Below are 13868 nucleotides of genomic sequence, written 5' to 3'. Positions count from 1 at the left end.
GTGCTCCTTAATGCTTCAATAGGGGTTCAAGCTGCAGGCGAGCCAGATAGAAACTCATGGCTGCCTGTACGCTCAGGTGTTCCGCCATCGCCAGATTAAAATTAGGCGCGGTGGTGTTGATGGTGACGCTGCCTGCAGGCAGCACCGAAAGATCAAGGTCAAATGCGATGGCCAGGGTCTGGTTGGCAGGCTTGAAGCCGATTACCTGATCGGGATGACTCCAGACGGCTAGCAAGATGTTGTCGTTACAGATCACACCAACTTCCCTTACCCAGCCCTCGACCAGCCCATCGGCCAGTACATCCATATGCAGCAAGGTCGGGCTTAAGCGGTTACCACTGGCAATGCGATAACGCGCCAGTTCTGTTTTAAGTGCAGTGTGACCCTGGGTTGGTGCATAGGCAGTGGTGCCTATCGCGATGTGGGTAATCTGTAGTGCGATGCCGGTCGCATCGGCACGCTGAATGGCGGATAAGGCCGCTTGTTGAATGACCGGTACCAGTGGCGTCATAGACTGGCTTTCAGAGTGAGTTTTAGCTGCGGCAGTACTTGCAGGCTGGTACTTGCGCGCAGGTGGTGACCGACTTGCACTTTGGCATCGGCACAGGCGCTATGGCTTACTTGTGTCATCAGCTGCAGACCGCCGGCTAAATAAAGTTGATTGTCGAAACGCGCACCGATTCGCAGGGTGTAGTGGCTGCGTACATTCCGCGTAGCATCGACTACCCGGCGAATGCGCTCATGCAATTGCGAAGAAGCGAGCAGACCGTCGCCGAGGTTGTCATTCACCCAGGCCGTCAGCAGGAACGTATAGGGCGCAGCACCCGGTAAGCTTTGCCATTCTTTGAATTCGACCTTGATGCCCAGTGAATCGAGTGCGCGGCGTACCGAACCCGCTGTGCCCTTACGCTTGTGAATTGCGATGCTGTTGCGGATTAAGGCGCGGCGTTTGGTTTCATCGAGTGTTTCGTCCCACCCTTCGACGGCCAATGACCATGCCAGCCAGGGTAGAAATGACTTAGGGCAGCGAGACGAATCGGCCAGATAGGCAAGCGGCCTGGGATCTAGCTTGCCCGCTCGTGCATCGGCCAATGCTGCTTCCAGTGCTGTGCGGTTAGGAGGAAGCAGTTGATGCATCAGACTTTCCCCTTGCTCAGCACGATGCCCGTGCATTCCGGATACTCCCGAAGGTCACAGACGATAGGCGCTTGGGGCTCTTCCAAATAGACGCTGCGTACGCCCGGTACATGCAAAGCCGCATACAGCGCAGACAAGGGCAGCTCGCGCCCAAGTTTGCGGGACTCGGCGAGCAGTGCATCCAGGCGTTGGCGTGCATGGCCCATGACCACGTCACTGTCTGGCCCAGCTTCCATCGTTATGGTCGCAACTACTCGAAAGGGCTTGGGCTTCCCCAAACCAATACGAGGTCGGTCTGTCAGTGGGCGGATTTCATCGGCAGATAAGGCGTGCTCCGCCAATGTCAGTAAGGCTGCAGCATCCTCGACGCCAGGACGGGGCAAGAGCGTGACCGCCACATCGCCCGGTAAAGGATTGTCTATTCCAGCTGCGTACTGACAGACCAGAACCAGCGCACCGGCGGGTAGTTTCTTGCTGACCGCATCCGTCATCGTTGCCAGGGAAAACGTCGGCGCATCAATGGAGACATCCGCGATCTGGGCTGAGGCGGACAAGGCATGGAACAGATAGGCGCCACGACTTCCTGCTACCGTCGCCTGTTCCAGTGCCATCTGGCAACGCAGCCGCAAGCGCTCATCATCTTCCCAGACTGCCTCGATGGGCGGATAGGCATCCGGCTGTTTGGGTATGAGCAGGCTACGCTGTACCCCATAATCAGCGGCGCGGTGATCGAGATCATTGCCACAGGCGTAAGCCAGCATCGAAGCCCTCGCCGCATCGTTGATACGGGCACGCAGCATCAATTCATCGTAGGCGCTCAGTTCCAATAGTTTGACGACAGGATCGGATTCGAGCGCTGCGGTGTAATCGGGATAGACCGCCTGGAAAGCTGCCAACTTGTCTGCATAGATGGATTCAAACGCCAGTACCTCGACCAGATCGGGTGCCGGTATCCGTGTCAGATCGATACTCATGCGCTTAACTCCAAAACCTGTGCTCCCCCCTGATAGTCCCCCTCAATCCGAAAGTGGTAGCGACCTTCCAATGCAGCAGACAGGGTGACGCTTTTCAATTGGAAGCGGGGTTCCCATCGGGCAATGGCCCGTGCGGCTTCTGCCTGGATGGCGGCTACCCAACCTGCATTGCCCGGTTGATCAACCATGCGAGGCAGATTACTACCGTACTCTGGCCGCATGCGTCGGCTGCCGATTGGGGTAGAGAGAATGTCTTCAATTGACTGGCGCAGATGATCGATACCGGCCAAGGCAGCCCCGCTATTGCGGCTCATACCTTGTAAGGACATGGCATCAAGCCTCCTTCTGACGTTCGAAGTCCGCGTGCTTGTCGAGATAGGCAATTTCGTCCGGTTCGCTGATGATGACCTGATGATTGTCGACCACTAAGGTGCGATCTTCAGGGGTGATCAATACCCGTGATTTGTATGCCTTATCCCAGTAGGTGACGATGGGTTGTGCCTTGCTCATACGCGATCTCCAAAAAAAAGCCCGCTTGAGGCGGGCTGTTAGGTGGGTTTACTTGATGGGTGGACTGGTCGGTTGACCGTCGCCTTGTTCCTGATGGGTGTGGGAGTCGAGCACGACCCCGTTCGAACTGAGTTGGCCACCGGCTTGCTGCAGTGAGCCTTGAATCACGCTACCGCCACCACTTCCGCCAAATCCAGCAAGTCCGGACAGGTAGCTGAATAGTGCGGTCACTGTCGCCTTGGCTTTGAACAGAGCATCCCCAACAACGGTCAACTTGCCTTGTATCGTGACATTGCCCGTGAAGGCGGTTTCAGGACAATCAACGATGACCTGGGTCGATGCCTGGACCGTCGCTGACTGGATACCTGCTACCAACAGGCTGTGTTGGGCATGGTCATATTCCATGACTGCGCCATCTGGCATCAGCCAGCCAACGATGTCCTCTCGACCGTCACCAGCGTAGTTAGTGGTATAGAACCCTACCAGGGCGAATCCTTGGGCAGGGTCGCCGGAGGGGTTGAGCAGTATGGCTTGCTCGCCTACTGAGGGCGGACGCCAATAGCGGGCCTTGCCTGCAGCAAATGCAAACCAGGGTAACCAATCGGACACCCAGCCATCGGCCTCGATCTTGACGCGAGGGGGCTTCATTTGCACGGCTGCAACGCAACCCGGCTCAATCAGACCGGCTACCATGCGGTCTAGCTCAGACAGTTCATAACTCATGGTAGGCGGATTACCTCGTACTGGTCGGCATGCCCGATACCCACATCTGGCTCAAAGCCCCAGGCGATCTGGGTCGGCGAAATGGCAGGCAAAGTCAGATCCTCGATCTCGCCGATATCCAGCTCGTGAACCCATTCGATCAGCCAGATCAGATAGCCATCCAGCTCGGCACGGCTGAACCCATCAGGTCCGATCTGCCGGATGCGTGCTGGAGTGATTGGCAATCCAAAGTTCATGGCACGATGGATTTCAGCGCCCACACGGGCAGCCAGTTGGCGGATATGCAGCTCGGCATCCGGGCTGGTCGGGTCCAAGATCAACCGGGCCTGCATCGTGGCGATCAGGGCAAGTTGTCCGGTACCGGGATCATCACCGGGCTCAAATTCACTCAGCTCGATCACCAGCAAAGGCAGCTGTACCCGCGCCTGCAGATCCGGGTAGGCGCACACCTGCAAGCTGGGCAGCCGTGATTGCAGATGCGCCACGATGGTTTCGTGTAATTGGGTAATCATCGTTTGACCTTGTTGATTTCCCAGCGCAGTTCCTGCTCGAAGATAGCCAGCAGTCTCGCTTCCGCCTGGGCTGTGACGGCACGGAAAGCCCTTTCACCAGCATCGTCGATATCAAGGTGGACGCGTGTATAGGGCGTACGCGCCCGCCCGACACGCCGGAATACCTTCCCTTGTTGACCGCCTTGCTTACCTTGGTAAATCCAGGCTTGTTCAAAGCGATGGCGTCCGGCTGTGATGCCGGTACGATTTTGGCGCGGTTGGCCCAGGCGGTCTGCCTCAATCGGGTTGATACCGAGCCATACCTTGCCCTCCATCATCTTGGAACGCAGGAAGAAGTACAGCCGCTGCTTTAGCACCTTTTGCGGGATCTTCAGTTCTGGCGACAACACCTTGGCGACGTGGGTTTTAACCCAGTTGCCGGTCTTACGCATTGCACGTCGCCATGCATTACGTACTGCCTCTTCCTTCAATGCATGGGAGAGCGCCAGGACGGGTTGCAGGTTGATTTCAGATCGGAGTGTGACAGGCATCAGCGAGTGCTCCGTTCACGCAGTACCAGGGTGGTCAATCCGCTGCCGTCGGGTTCGATACTGACCACTTCAAAGCAGCCCATGCCTTGGATCGTTAGGACGCTGCCCTGGGCTCCCCGGCGCACCTGCGTGCAATCGCTATCCCGCACGATAAAGTGCGGTTCGCGGATACTGGTGTTGAGTTTGCCCAAGGCGGGTTGCAGCCAGGGTGCAGCGAACATACCGCGCACCGGCTTGCCATCGAGTTCGCCCACGTCAGCCAGTGCCATGAACAGGGTTTCATCCATCGCTTGTGCCAATGCACGGAAGTCCATGATTAAACCGTCAACTTGATGATGGCTTTAGGCTTCTTACATAGGAATAGCGGATTTGACTGGCTTTCCAATTCAATGCCCTTCCGCATGCTCAATGGTTCCTGCTGGGCGTAATACGGCATTCCCATTGTATTGACGGTATCTGTATAGTCAGCGGGCGCAAACCGGGCGATATATAGATCGGGCGAGCCCTCCGGGAAGGCAAACGCTTCGTCATCATGGACAAACTTGATGCTACCGACCTTACCGCGATAACGCTCAAACACCAGACCACCAAACTCAAAACTTCCACGCATATCGCCGCGTAATTCAGCTGCGTGTTGGGTGTTGAGGTAGGTTTCTTTAACTGCTTTGTGAACAATCAGGCTGCGCCAGAAGTTGTGACCGCAGATTACCCGGCCATGGGAAAAGGGCATTGCGCCTAGCGCATCCTCGATCAACGTCGACACATCGTCGCATTTGAGGCGCAGCTCATTGTCTTGCTTAGCTAGATCGAATTTAACGACAGATTGTTCAATACCGAAACGATCCAGCAGGTTGACCAGTGGGCGTTTGCCATCCGCATCTAGAATGAGCCCCTTGAGTGCGCCTAATCGTTGCCATTCATGCGTGATATCCATCTGGATGCGCATCTTTTTGATGCGGTTGGTAACTACGGTCTGTAGTGCAGCCAAATCGGTTTGCCCGCCCCAGCCTCGCACGTTTTGAATTTCATCGGCGGTGATGGTGGCACGCTGCGGTAAATGCAGCGTATTGAAAGGCAGCATTTCGCGCTTGGAGCCAACTACGACTTGTCCCGGCGAACCACGTTGAGCCGCTTCAACCAAGCTGAATGAGTCGCCATCTTTTTCAATTTGAATGGTGGTTGTCTGAAGACCTTCTTCATCGAACAGATTCAAATCTCCCAGCCTTGAAGGCAAATGGGGTATGTCATTGATCACACCAGTCAGGGTAGACAGTGAGAAGGCGTCATCATCAAACAAGCTGATACTTGCCATATGGAGAACTCCATAAAAAAAGCCCGCACACGGCGGGCTGAGAAGTAGAAAGGCGGAAGTTAGTGCAATTTCAACGACAAGATTGAGGTAATTTCATCTCTTTAGATTAGTATATTATTTATTATTACTTTTTCCTCTTTCAAGCGGCCTCAGTCATGCAGCCTTCGTTCACCCTCAATGCAGCTTGTAACCGTCTCCCTGGGGGCGGTAATCTTTTCGCATTCATGCGGCAGCTGTTGGTTTTCATCTGCATGTCGTTGACCGCTTTTGCCGATCCACCTCGCGTCATCAATCGTCCCACTGTTACTTTATTTTTGGGCGAAAAGTGCGATAAAGACGGTTATGTGTTGCCCATGGAAGTCGCACGGCAAGCGTTGATTGACAAGATTGGGGCAGAAGCGGGTATTCAGTTCAATGTAAAGGTCTACCCTTGGCGACGTGCCATCAAAATGGCGGAAAGGGGTGAGGGGCTTTTATGGGGAGCGAGCTGGACAAAAGATCGTGCTCAAAGGCTTTCTTATTCCAAGCAAATATTTAATTTCTCCATCTGGTTAGTGGTAATTGCCGGCGATGAATTTGCCTATCAAACGATCCATGATCTGAAGGGCAAAAGGGTCGGTATTGCACAGGGTGCTCAATACAGTGGCGATTTTGCTGGCTACCGCGGCACATTGTTTACTGTGGAGGAAGAAGCAAGTTCCCTAAGCGCACGACTTGCCATGTTGATGCAGAATCGAATAGATGTTGTCATGCTGGGCAGCTTGTACGAATCAGCTTACTCGGTTGAAACCTTACTTAATAAGCCATATGGCAATAATCGCCCGCTTTCTGTCCTTCCTCAGCCGCTAGGGGTCAAGCCTGCCCATATCGTGGCCTCTCGTAACCATCCAATTCAGCAATACCTACCTCGCATTGATCAAGCGATAACTCGCTTACGACAGCGTGGTGCCCTCTGAACAGTCATTCGTTCGATTTCTCTTTTCGTGATCCCTGCTTATCGCACGATCAGAAATTGCTTGGCGAGATCAGTCTTGCCCGCTTCATCCAGTCCGACCAGACGGGCCTTGGCGATTTCAGCCAAACGTGTAATCAGCAATGCAGGGCGCGGTGAGGTAGAAGCAGGAAGCGGTCCGTACAGAACTGCCACGGCTACTTCGCTGCCGTCAGTAGCGGCATTGTTATAGGGCGCGTATTCCTTGGTGTCGGTCTTGATGCCCAGCACCTGTCCCGTAAGCAGTGCATCACCAGCAATCACATTGCCTTGGTCACGCGAAATATCGCCTTCTCCCTCTGAGAGCAGGAATTCACCGGCATGGACGGATTCAATACGATTCAAGATGTAGTCCTTTTGTTTGATGGGGAGTGGGGCATCCTGCTTTGACGGCGTTGGTCATAGATGCATTGCGGCGTTGCTTTTGCGGGGGTCTTTTCCGGCTCTAGTTCTGGCGGCAAGCTGTTATTTATTTCGTTGCCTTCGAGCTGGGATAGCTTGTCGAACAACCGCGCCTTGACGGCTTCCGTTGCCAGTCCTGCCTTGATGAAGTCGCTCGCCAGCTCCGGGAATTTGGCGGCAAAACACAGAGCCTGCACGCCCTTGGCCCGCGTGATGCTGGCTTCGATCTGGTCCATGTTTTCAATACTCATCAACACCGATTCGGTCATGTCAGCGAGGCCAGCTTCGCGGCAAGCGCTGAGCACCTTCAGGGCTAATGCTGCCGCATTGGGTTGGGGTGGCGACGGTGGATTGTTTTCCGGTACCGGATCAGCAGGGGTAATCAGATTCTTTGGGACTTTGCGATAGCTGGCCAGAATGGGCGACATGGCACGTGCTTTCGGCTGTGTCACCCCTTCGACCTCATCCGCCAAACCCAATGCAATTGCCTCTACGGGTGAGAGCCAAGTCTCATCGTTTAACATCTGTTTGAGTCGGGCGGCTTCCAGCTTGGGGGCTTTGGCTTGGTAGGTTGCAACCAGGCCGTCCGTAACTTTGTCGAGCATATTGGCTGTCTGCCGCAGCTCATCCGCATCACCAGCCACAGCGGTCCACGGGTTGTGGATCATCATCTGGGTATTGGCAGCCATCACCACCTTATGGGCACCGCAAGCAATGATGCTGGCGGCACTGGCGGCGAGCCCATCAATCCGTGCAGTGCACCGTTCACCCAAGCGGGATAGCGCATTGCTGATGGCAAAGCCGTCGAAGACATCGCCGCCATCACTGTCGATGGCGACAATGATGTTGGATGAGCCATCATCCATGGCCTTCAGATCGCGTACAAAGTCGGTGGCACGCAAGCCCCAGCTGCCGATGTTGTCGTAAATCATCACTTCAACGGCTTTGCTGCCAGTCTCGGTGACCCTGTTCTTGATCTCGAACCAGGGACGTTTGCTTTCTGTCTCTCCCTGGCGATTGAAGATGCGTGGCGTTGGGTCGTTATTCATGGATTTACTCATTGTCTTTGGGTTCTTTAGGCGGGGTGGCGTGGGTGGCATAAATCAAACCCAGTTCTTGTGCGCGTTCGAGAGAAGCTGCGTTCTCTGCATCAACGGTCTCAGCGTCGTAGCCACGACTGAGCACGACTTCGTCGCGGCTCTTGAACCCATTACTGACTTCAGCAGCCTGAGCTTGTACATCCTGTACGGGATGTAGGTATTTCCAGGCAGGCGGTACCCAGCGTGTCCGCAGGTAAGCACGGCGCTGGCGGCTGTAATCGGGCAGGTTAATGGCTTGCGATGCGACCGCCAGATCCAGCCAAGCCGTGCGCACCGGTCGGCACAACTGATGCACGTACAACCCGTGCTGAATTTGCTCGATACGGCGTTGGAACTCATTGAGCACAACGCGAATTACCCGGTCATTGACGCCGCGTAAATCACCCGAGAGCAGCTCATAGGGCAAGCCACATCCTGCTGCGACTGCCTGAAGTTGCTGGCGGATGTAGTCCCCGTAGTTGTTTCCCGCATCTGGTGGATCGCTGAATTCCACCTCTTCACCGGGCAATAGTTCCTGCATCGTGCCGGGTTCGAGCCCAATCATAGGTGAGTAACCGGGCGGTATTGGCTGACCTGTACTTGGGTCGATCGGTGGGTCTTCGGGCGCGGGTTTGCGGATGAAACCGGCAAACAGATTGGCGACTTCCTGACGGAACAGCACGGCATCTTCGAATTCGTCGAGATGCTTGAGGCGCAGCAGCACATTCGCCAGGGCGGGTACGCCGCGCAGCTGACCAGGACGTTGCCGGTCCCAGATATGTAGAACCTGTGCTGCCGGTATCCGGACCAGATCGTTACTGCCTTCGCCACGTTCGCCTGGGTGGGCGCGATACATCCAATACGCGACGCGCTGGCCTATCTGGTTGAACTCGATGCCGGCGCGGATCACATTGCCATTGGCCAGCTGTTCAAATTTGGTATGCGGCACAAACTCCGCTTCCAACACCTGTAGCTGTAACGGTACCGACAAGCCATCCTGCAGCTTGCGCACACGCAAGCGAACGAAACATTCCCCTACGGTTTCTACTGCGCGGCACACAAGGGTCTGTACACCGTAGAAGTCGGAAGCGTTGTCTGCATCGGCTTCTTCAACCCAGTCCTCCCACAACTCGTGCAGTCTCTTACGGATACCCGCGTCAGTATGCTTGGACTTCGGTGCGATACCTGTGCCGATGGTGTTGGAAACTACCCGGTCCACCGCAATGAAGGCATAGGGGTCGTTTCGGTAGGCATTGCGAGATCGCTGACGCAGTGTACTCAGATTGCCGATAGCATCAGCCGTTGGACCGGCATCACTTACCTGCCAGTTCTTTGAACGGCGTCCTTCGCCACCGGCCTCGTAGGCACTGGCCTGGATTCGGCTAGGAAGCAGAAAACCACGGCCATTCAGGTTGGGAAACCGCATTACATCCCTTTCCCTGCGTGAAATACGCGCACCATCCGGGTTTGCCTGGGACGCTGTGCTGCAATCTCGGCTTTAACCTGATCGCGCAGTTTGAGCAGATCATTCAACGTCACGGATTCGTAGCGCATTACCCGGTCAGAAAACCGCATCTCAGTAACGCGTTTGCCCATTGCGAGCGTGCGCAGCGCATCCTCGACCACGCGTAGGTCGTCAGCGATGAAAGCCATATGCACTCCTTATCGGCGTAAGTAGCCAGACCGGCTGCTGCGACGCGCAGGCATGTCGGTTCGTGGTGGTGGTTGGGCTGGGGGTGTTGGAGGCGGTTGGCTAACTGGTTCGGTAACTGGTACCGGTAACGAAGGTTCCTGCGGGAGCAGGCTGCGCTTCACCAGTACCAGACGGCGTTCGATCTTGAGTCCCTGCAGAGCAGCATAGGCATAGACTCGGCAATCCAGCGCTTCATTACGGGCACCGCTAGGTTTCTCCCAGACGCGGACTTCATTGCCCAGCTTGTCGACCTTGGTAATGCGTTTCTCAACAGTGGCCTGCTGAAACCATTCCTCGTCGTAAGCCATAGAGAAATGGCAATAGCCCGTGCGGTCCTGATCATTGATCTGGAATCGGGCATAGATCGTGTCCTTGGCGGTATCCACGCCAATCATGCGCAGGGTGTGGCCTTTGTATTTCTTGGACTTGGTCTGTCGCTTGGGCCATACCGGCCGCGCACCGCCCTGGCCTTTGATGGCCCAGATATTACGGACGGTGCGCGGTGTGCAGAACTCGTATACCTGCTGGACAGAATGCCCACCAGAATCGATACAGGCCGCTAATACACGCAGTGTGCGACCGTCTTCGGTCTCAAATCTGGCGCTGGCCAGTAATTCATCCAGCCGTTCCCAGACTTCAGGCTCGATGGTCGGGCCATACAACACCACGGGTTCAATGCCCCATGAGCTTTCGCCCATACCCCAGCCGACAAACTCCACTTCCAGGCGATCAGGCTGGGTATCGACGCCCGCAGTGATACACAGCACCTCAGCTGGCAATGTGTGGGCATCGTAACTTTCCCGGCGCTTCGCCAGCTGGTCAGCATCAGCCTGTTCACCGGCTTCCTCATAGGGCACGCCCATCGAGGTGTTCCACCAAGTCTTTTCTTCCTGAGGATTGCCTTTGGCCTTTAGGTGGTCGATCACTACTTCGGCGAAAGTACGCCAGGGTGAGTACAACTCGTTCAGATGAAAGCCCGGTATGGCGCTGGCCGGGTTCATCTTGAGCCATTGCCCCTCCGCCAACATGCCGGGTTTGTCCGCATCAGTGATGATGCAGCCATGGGAAAGGCAGACCATACGCGCCTGGTCTGGCCTGTCGGGATCGTAGAGTATGTTCTCCCATTCCAGCACCTGCAGCGTGCCACAGTGTGAGCATGGAACATGGTAGCGACGCTGGTCGCTGAGCAGCCAAGCCCGCTCGATGCGGCTCTTTCCTTTGAGACCAGGGGTGGAGAAGAGGCCGATCTTCTTGCGGGCGCGGTAGGTGATCGTACGTTTACGCGCCAAGTTCACCGGGTCGCCTTCGGTACCGGCTGATTCTGGATACCGGTCTACCTCATCGCACAGCACAATCCGGATCGGTCGGCTTGCCAAGCCTGCTGGTGCGTTGGCGCCGATCAGGGTGATATGCCCGCCTGGAAAGTTCTTCTTGAGGATGGTGTTGCCGCTGTCGCGACTCTTGGCATCCATCACCTTGTCGCGCAGCACCGGCGTATCCCTAATCATTGGGGCCAACCGGTCCTTGGAGAAGGTTTCCGCCATCTCGACGTTAGGCTGTACAACCAGAATGGGAGATGGGTCTTCTGCAATGAAGCAGCCAATGACTGCCTTGAAGATCAACGTCTTGCCTACCTGGGAGGAAGACATAACCACAATCTCTTCCACGCCTTCTTCGTGGAACGCATCCATGATACCGCGCTGGTAGGGAGCCCGATCTGTTGAGAATTTACCCGCCTCCGCGCTATCTTCTGGCGAGAGATACAGCTCGGCATCAGCCCATTGGCTGACCGTGATCCGTCTTGGCGGACGCCACGTCGTCCCTACTTGCTTCAATGCTTGGCGCAAGCTCGGGTTCATCTGCGGGTGTCCAGTCTGCCAACTCGGTGAGGGCTTCGTATATCGCGTCGTTCAGCAACCGCTCAACATCCTTTGCCTGCTTGGCCTTGAGTAACGATGGCGCTAAGCGGCCGGGTAGGTTCAGTAACTTGGATTTGGCTGCCGCGATCATCTCTGACCAAGCTTGCACGGCTTCAGACGCATGAATCAGCTGACGATCTTGCAGTGCATTCTCGCGTTCGACCTTGATGGCCTGGGCGCGGATAAGGCGGGTCTTCTCGGCATTCAGATCGCCGACATCGCCGGATAACTGGCCGTTCAGGTAGCGGATATAGCCCACAACACAGGCCACAATCTCGTATTGCCCACGAGCGACGGGTTTGGGAAGGATGTTCTCTTTGACCAGTTGCTGGACGCGCCGAGGGGTGACATCGAGTAGCTTTGCTACCGTGTCGACGGAGGCTGTAGACATGGAATTCGAGGTCCTCGAAACGAAACGAAACCCAGGGCTATTTCGCTAACTAGCGAAATCTCGCGGGTGCCCCCACCCGTAATGAAATCAATGACTTCAGGGACCCCGACGTTGCTTTTGTAACACAGGTCACGAATGCCGAATGCAACCACTCATATCTGCTCAATTAGCTGAGCTGGATGTGGCGTTTGTAAGCAACAAACTGAACAACGAAAAAGGACGTTGCCCTACTACTGTAGTTGCCGTGTAATAGCTGCCAAATCCTTCTCAATCAGATATATAAGTCTTGGGGCAAGCTGACCACTAACTTTAACCGTACCGTTTGAATTAAATGATAACAATCCTTTCACCCCTCCATAAATTAGTTCGAAACTTGCCGACTCTGTTTTGTGAGGTATATCGGTCAAAATAGTGAGCTTCTCAGGTGTAATGCCTTCACTCGAGGTAAACTCCATACGCCCAATAATACCTTCACCTAAGATTGCTTCTGTAACTTTAAGGCCAATCAACTTAACGACCTCAGTCTTCTCAAAAACAGTCACCGGTTCTTTCTTTTCAAACGTAACTAATTTACTTGTAAATCCAAGTCCGACCAAGGACTCAAGAGCATTTAGGAGATCCTTAATGCTTCTTCCCGGATTCTCGATACGAAGAAAAACTGTACCTTTGATATTAATAATTGCAAAATCCGTGAAATTTACGCTTGCCACCTCTTGGTAGAAGGTATCACCGCTCTCATCTACCTGAGAAACAACAACTGTAGACCTCCATAAGAATCGGTGGTTTAAATGACCAAGCTCACTATTAACCCGAGTAAAGCCTTGATTGGTATCTTGCCCAAAAGGACAGTTATCAATTAACTCATCCAATCCTGGAATATCTCGCGGTAGTTGAATTCGATACCATCGGTATCTAATCAGCATCACCATTCCCATCCGCAGACTTATTAAACTCCTTAGTTAGAACACTCATTAGATGCCGTGCCTGAGATTCAACAATATTAGAGATCATTTCAGTCTCATGCTTATATGGGCTTCTTCTACGAGTAGCTCGCCGTCCATCTTCACATGGATAGACTCCACTGAGTATAAAGGAAAAACCCGTGCAATCCCTTGGGTTGGCAAACATTGCCTCAATATCGTATTCGTGGCCTGACCCACTTATTTCTCTAGTACGCCAAGCAATCTTATTGATGTAATAGTCTTCCTCCTCCAGTAAGCCCTGCAGAATTTCAGAACGGCTTACACCGTTCCCTCGTAGAGAAACACGCTCTACATGGGTATCGTTTTCAAATTCATCATCATCATCTTCATCTTTCTCTAAAACATCAGGTTTAGATTTGAAGACATAAACCGCAGTTACATCGCTGCGTGTATAGCCAGGCAAACTCGTGGCGAGCCGATAAAAGAATTCTGAACGAAGGCGCGTCGATGGCACCCCAAACAAAGAGACTATAACTCTCTCTAATTCTGTCTCAGCCGCCACCTCCAGTTTCTTAATCAATAATTGAGTTACATCATTTACAAAGTCATTGTGCGTATTTCTAACTGTATAGCCTTCGCTAGTGTTGAGGTAGCCTGAATTCCGTAGACACACCTGATTGGTAAACTTGAGCCAACAGGAGGCTGCGGTGAGTAAGAGAGAAACACAAAGCTATACGTCGGAATACCGAGCGGAAGCCATCAAGTTAGTGCT

The 13868-nt window shown here is 54.2% G+C and carries 19 protein-coding genes; 1 reads left to right on the top strand and 18 read right to left on the bottom strand.

The window, feature by feature from the left end; genetic code table 11:
• Window positions 1-7: 7 nt before the first annotated feature.
• Genes ACUHMQ_RS05240 through ACUHMQ_RS05195 form a run of 10 tightly spaced genes read right to left on the bottom strand, consistent with a single transcriptional unit; the run spans window position 8 to window position 5698 of the window.
• On the bottom strand, window positions 8-511 hold the full coding sequence (locus ACUHMQ_RS05240) for a phage tail-collar fiber domain-containing protein (protein WP_445294395.1): 504 nt from the start codon (window positions 509-511) through the stop codon (window positions 8-10).
• Entirely contained in the window at window positions 508-1137 is a 630-nt protein-coding gene (locus ACUHMQ_RS05235; RefSeq protein WP_445294394.1) for a phage tail protein I, read from the bottom strand. The genes ACUHMQ_RS05240 and ACUHMQ_RS05235 overlap by 4 nt, the downstream gene beginning before the upstream one ends.
• Window positions 1137-2111, bottom strand: a complete 975-nt coding sequence (locus ACUHMQ_RS05230) for a baseplate assembly protein (protein ID WP_445294393.1) — start codon at window positions 2109-2111, stop codon at window positions 1137-1139. Before ACUHMQ_RS05230 ends, ACUHMQ_RS05235 begins: the two co-directional genes overlap by 1 nt.
• The gene (locus ACUHMQ_RS05225) at window positions 2108-2440 is read right to left on the bottom strand and encodes a GPW/gp25 family protein (RefSeq protein ID WP_445294392.1); all 333 of its coding nucleotides are present in this window, start codon (window positions 2438-2440) and stop codon (window positions 2108-2110) included. The genes ACUHMQ_RS05230 and ACUHMQ_RS05225 overlap by 4 nt, the downstream gene beginning before the upstream one ends.
• A gap of 4 nt (window positions 2441-2444) precedes the next feature.
• Window positions 2445-2621 carry a hypothetical protein gene (locus ACUHMQ_RS05220; protein ID WP_445294391.1) on the bottom strand — a complete coding sequence of 59 codons (177 nt, stop codon included), beginning with the start codon at window positions 2619-2621 and terminating at the stop codon, window positions 2445-2447.
• Window positions 2622-2669: 48 nt separating this feature from the next.
• Window positions 2670-3344 carry a phage baseplate assembly protein V gene (locus tag ACUHMQ_RS05215; RefSeq protein ID WP_445294390.1) on the bottom strand — a complete coding sequence of 225 codons (675 nt, stop codon included), beginning with the start codon at window positions 3342-3344 and terminating at the stop codon, window positions 2670-2672.
• On the bottom strand, window positions 3341-3856 hold the full coding sequence (locus tag ACUHMQ_RS05210) for a hypothetical protein (protein ID WP_445294389.1): 516 nt from the start codon (window positions 3854-3856) through the stop codon (window positions 3341-3343). Before ACUHMQ_RS05210 ends, ACUHMQ_RS05215 begins: the two co-directional genes overlap by 4 nt.
• On the bottom strand, window positions 3853-4386 hold the full coding sequence (locus tag ACUHMQ_RS05205) for a hypothetical protein (RefSeq protein ID WP_445294388.1): 534 nt from the start codon (window positions 4384-4386) through the stop codon (window positions 3853-3855). Before ACUHMQ_RS05205 ends, ACUHMQ_RS05210 begins: the two co-directional genes overlap by 4 nt.
• Window positions 4386-4700, bottom strand: a complete 315-nt coding sequence (locus tag ACUHMQ_RS05200; protein WP_445294387.1) for a head-tail joining protein — start codon at window positions 4698-4700, stop codon at window positions 4386-4388. The genes ACUHMQ_RS05205 and ACUHMQ_RS05200 overlap by 1 nt, the downstream gene beginning before the upstream one ends.
• Window positions 4701-4702: 2 nt before the next feature.
• The gene (locus ACUHMQ_RS05195) at window positions 4703-5698 is read right to left on the bottom strand and encodes a major capsid protein (protein WP_445294386.1); all 996 of its coding nucleotides are present in this window, start codon (window positions 5696-5698) and stop codon (window positions 4703-4705) included.
• Window positions 5699-5949: 251 nt separating this feature from the next.
• Between ACUHMQ_RS05195 and ACUHMQ_RS05190 the strand changes: the two genes are divergently transcribed.
• Window positions 5950-6654, top strand: coding sequence for a substrate-binding periplasmic protein (locus ACUHMQ_RS05190; RefSeq protein ID WP_445294385.1), 705 nt, complete (start codon window positions 5950-5952; stop codon window positions 6652-6654).
• A gap of 38 nt (window positions 6655-6692) precedes the next feature.
• On the opposite strand, the gene ACUHMQ_RS05185 is transcribed toward ACUHMQ_RS05190, so the two are convergent.
• From ACUHMQ_RS05185 to ACUHMQ_RS05150, 8 genes are all read right to left on the bottom strand, one after another.
• Window positions 6693-7034 carry a head decoration protein gene (locus tag ACUHMQ_RS05185; protein WP_445294384.1) on the bottom strand — a complete coding sequence of 114 codons (342 nt, stop codon included), beginning with the start codon at window positions 7032-7034 and terminating at the stop codon, window positions 6693-6695.
• Window positions 7031-8140, bottom strand: a complete 1110-nt coding sequence (locus ACUHMQ_RS05180) for a head maturation protease, ClpP-related (protein ID WP_445294383.1) — start codon at window positions 8138-8140, stop codon at window positions 7031-7033. Before ACUHMQ_RS05180 ends, ACUHMQ_RS05185 begins: the two co-directional genes overlap by 4 nt.
• A 4-nt stretch (window positions 8141-8144) precedes the next feature.
• Entirely contained in the window at window positions 8145-9596 is a 1452-nt protein-coding gene (locus ACUHMQ_RS05175) for a phage portal protein (protein ID WP_445294382.1), read from the bottom strand.
• Window positions 9596-9823 carry a hypothetical protein gene (locus ACUHMQ_RS05170; protein ID WP_445294381.1) on the bottom strand — a complete coding sequence of 76 codons (228 nt, stop codon included), beginning with the start codon at window positions 9821-9823 and terminating at the stop codon, window positions 9596-9598. The genes ACUHMQ_RS05175 and ACUHMQ_RS05170 overlap by 1 nt, the downstream gene beginning before the upstream one ends.
• A 9-nt stretch (window positions 9824-9832) precedes the next feature.
• Window positions 9833-11722: a phage terminase large subunit family protein gene (locus tag ACUHMQ_RS05165; protein ID WP_445294380.1), complete on the bottom strand. Its 1890-nt coding sequence runs from the start codon at window positions 11720-11722 to the stop codon at window positions 9833-9835.
• Complete coding sequence (locus tag ACUHMQ_RS05160; protein WP_445294379.1) at window positions 11637-12173, bottom strand: hypothetical protein; 537 nt, start codon at window positions 12171-12173, stop codon at window positions 11637-11639. Before ACUHMQ_RS05160 ends, ACUHMQ_RS05165 begins: the two co-directional genes overlap by 86 nt.
• Before the next feature lie 230 nt (window positions 12174-12403).
• On the bottom strand, window positions 12404-13102 hold the full coding sequence (locus tag ACUHMQ_RS05155) for a hypothetical protein (RefSeq protein ID WP_445294378.1): 699 nt from the start codon (window positions 13100-13102) through the stop codon (window positions 12404-12406).
• Complete coding sequence (locus ACUHMQ_RS05150) at window positions 13086-13676, bottom strand: hypothetical protein (protein ID WP_445294377.1); 591 nt, start codon at window positions 13674-13676, stop codon at window positions 13086-13088. Before ACUHMQ_RS05150 ends, ACUHMQ_RS05155 begins: the two co-directional genes overlap by 17 nt.
• Window positions 13677-13868: the final 192 nt, after the last annotated feature.

The organism is Chitinimonas violaceus (assembly GCF_052601015.1).
Note: the sequence above shows the minus strand (reverse complement) of the source record. Positions and strands in the feature narration are given on the sequence as shown.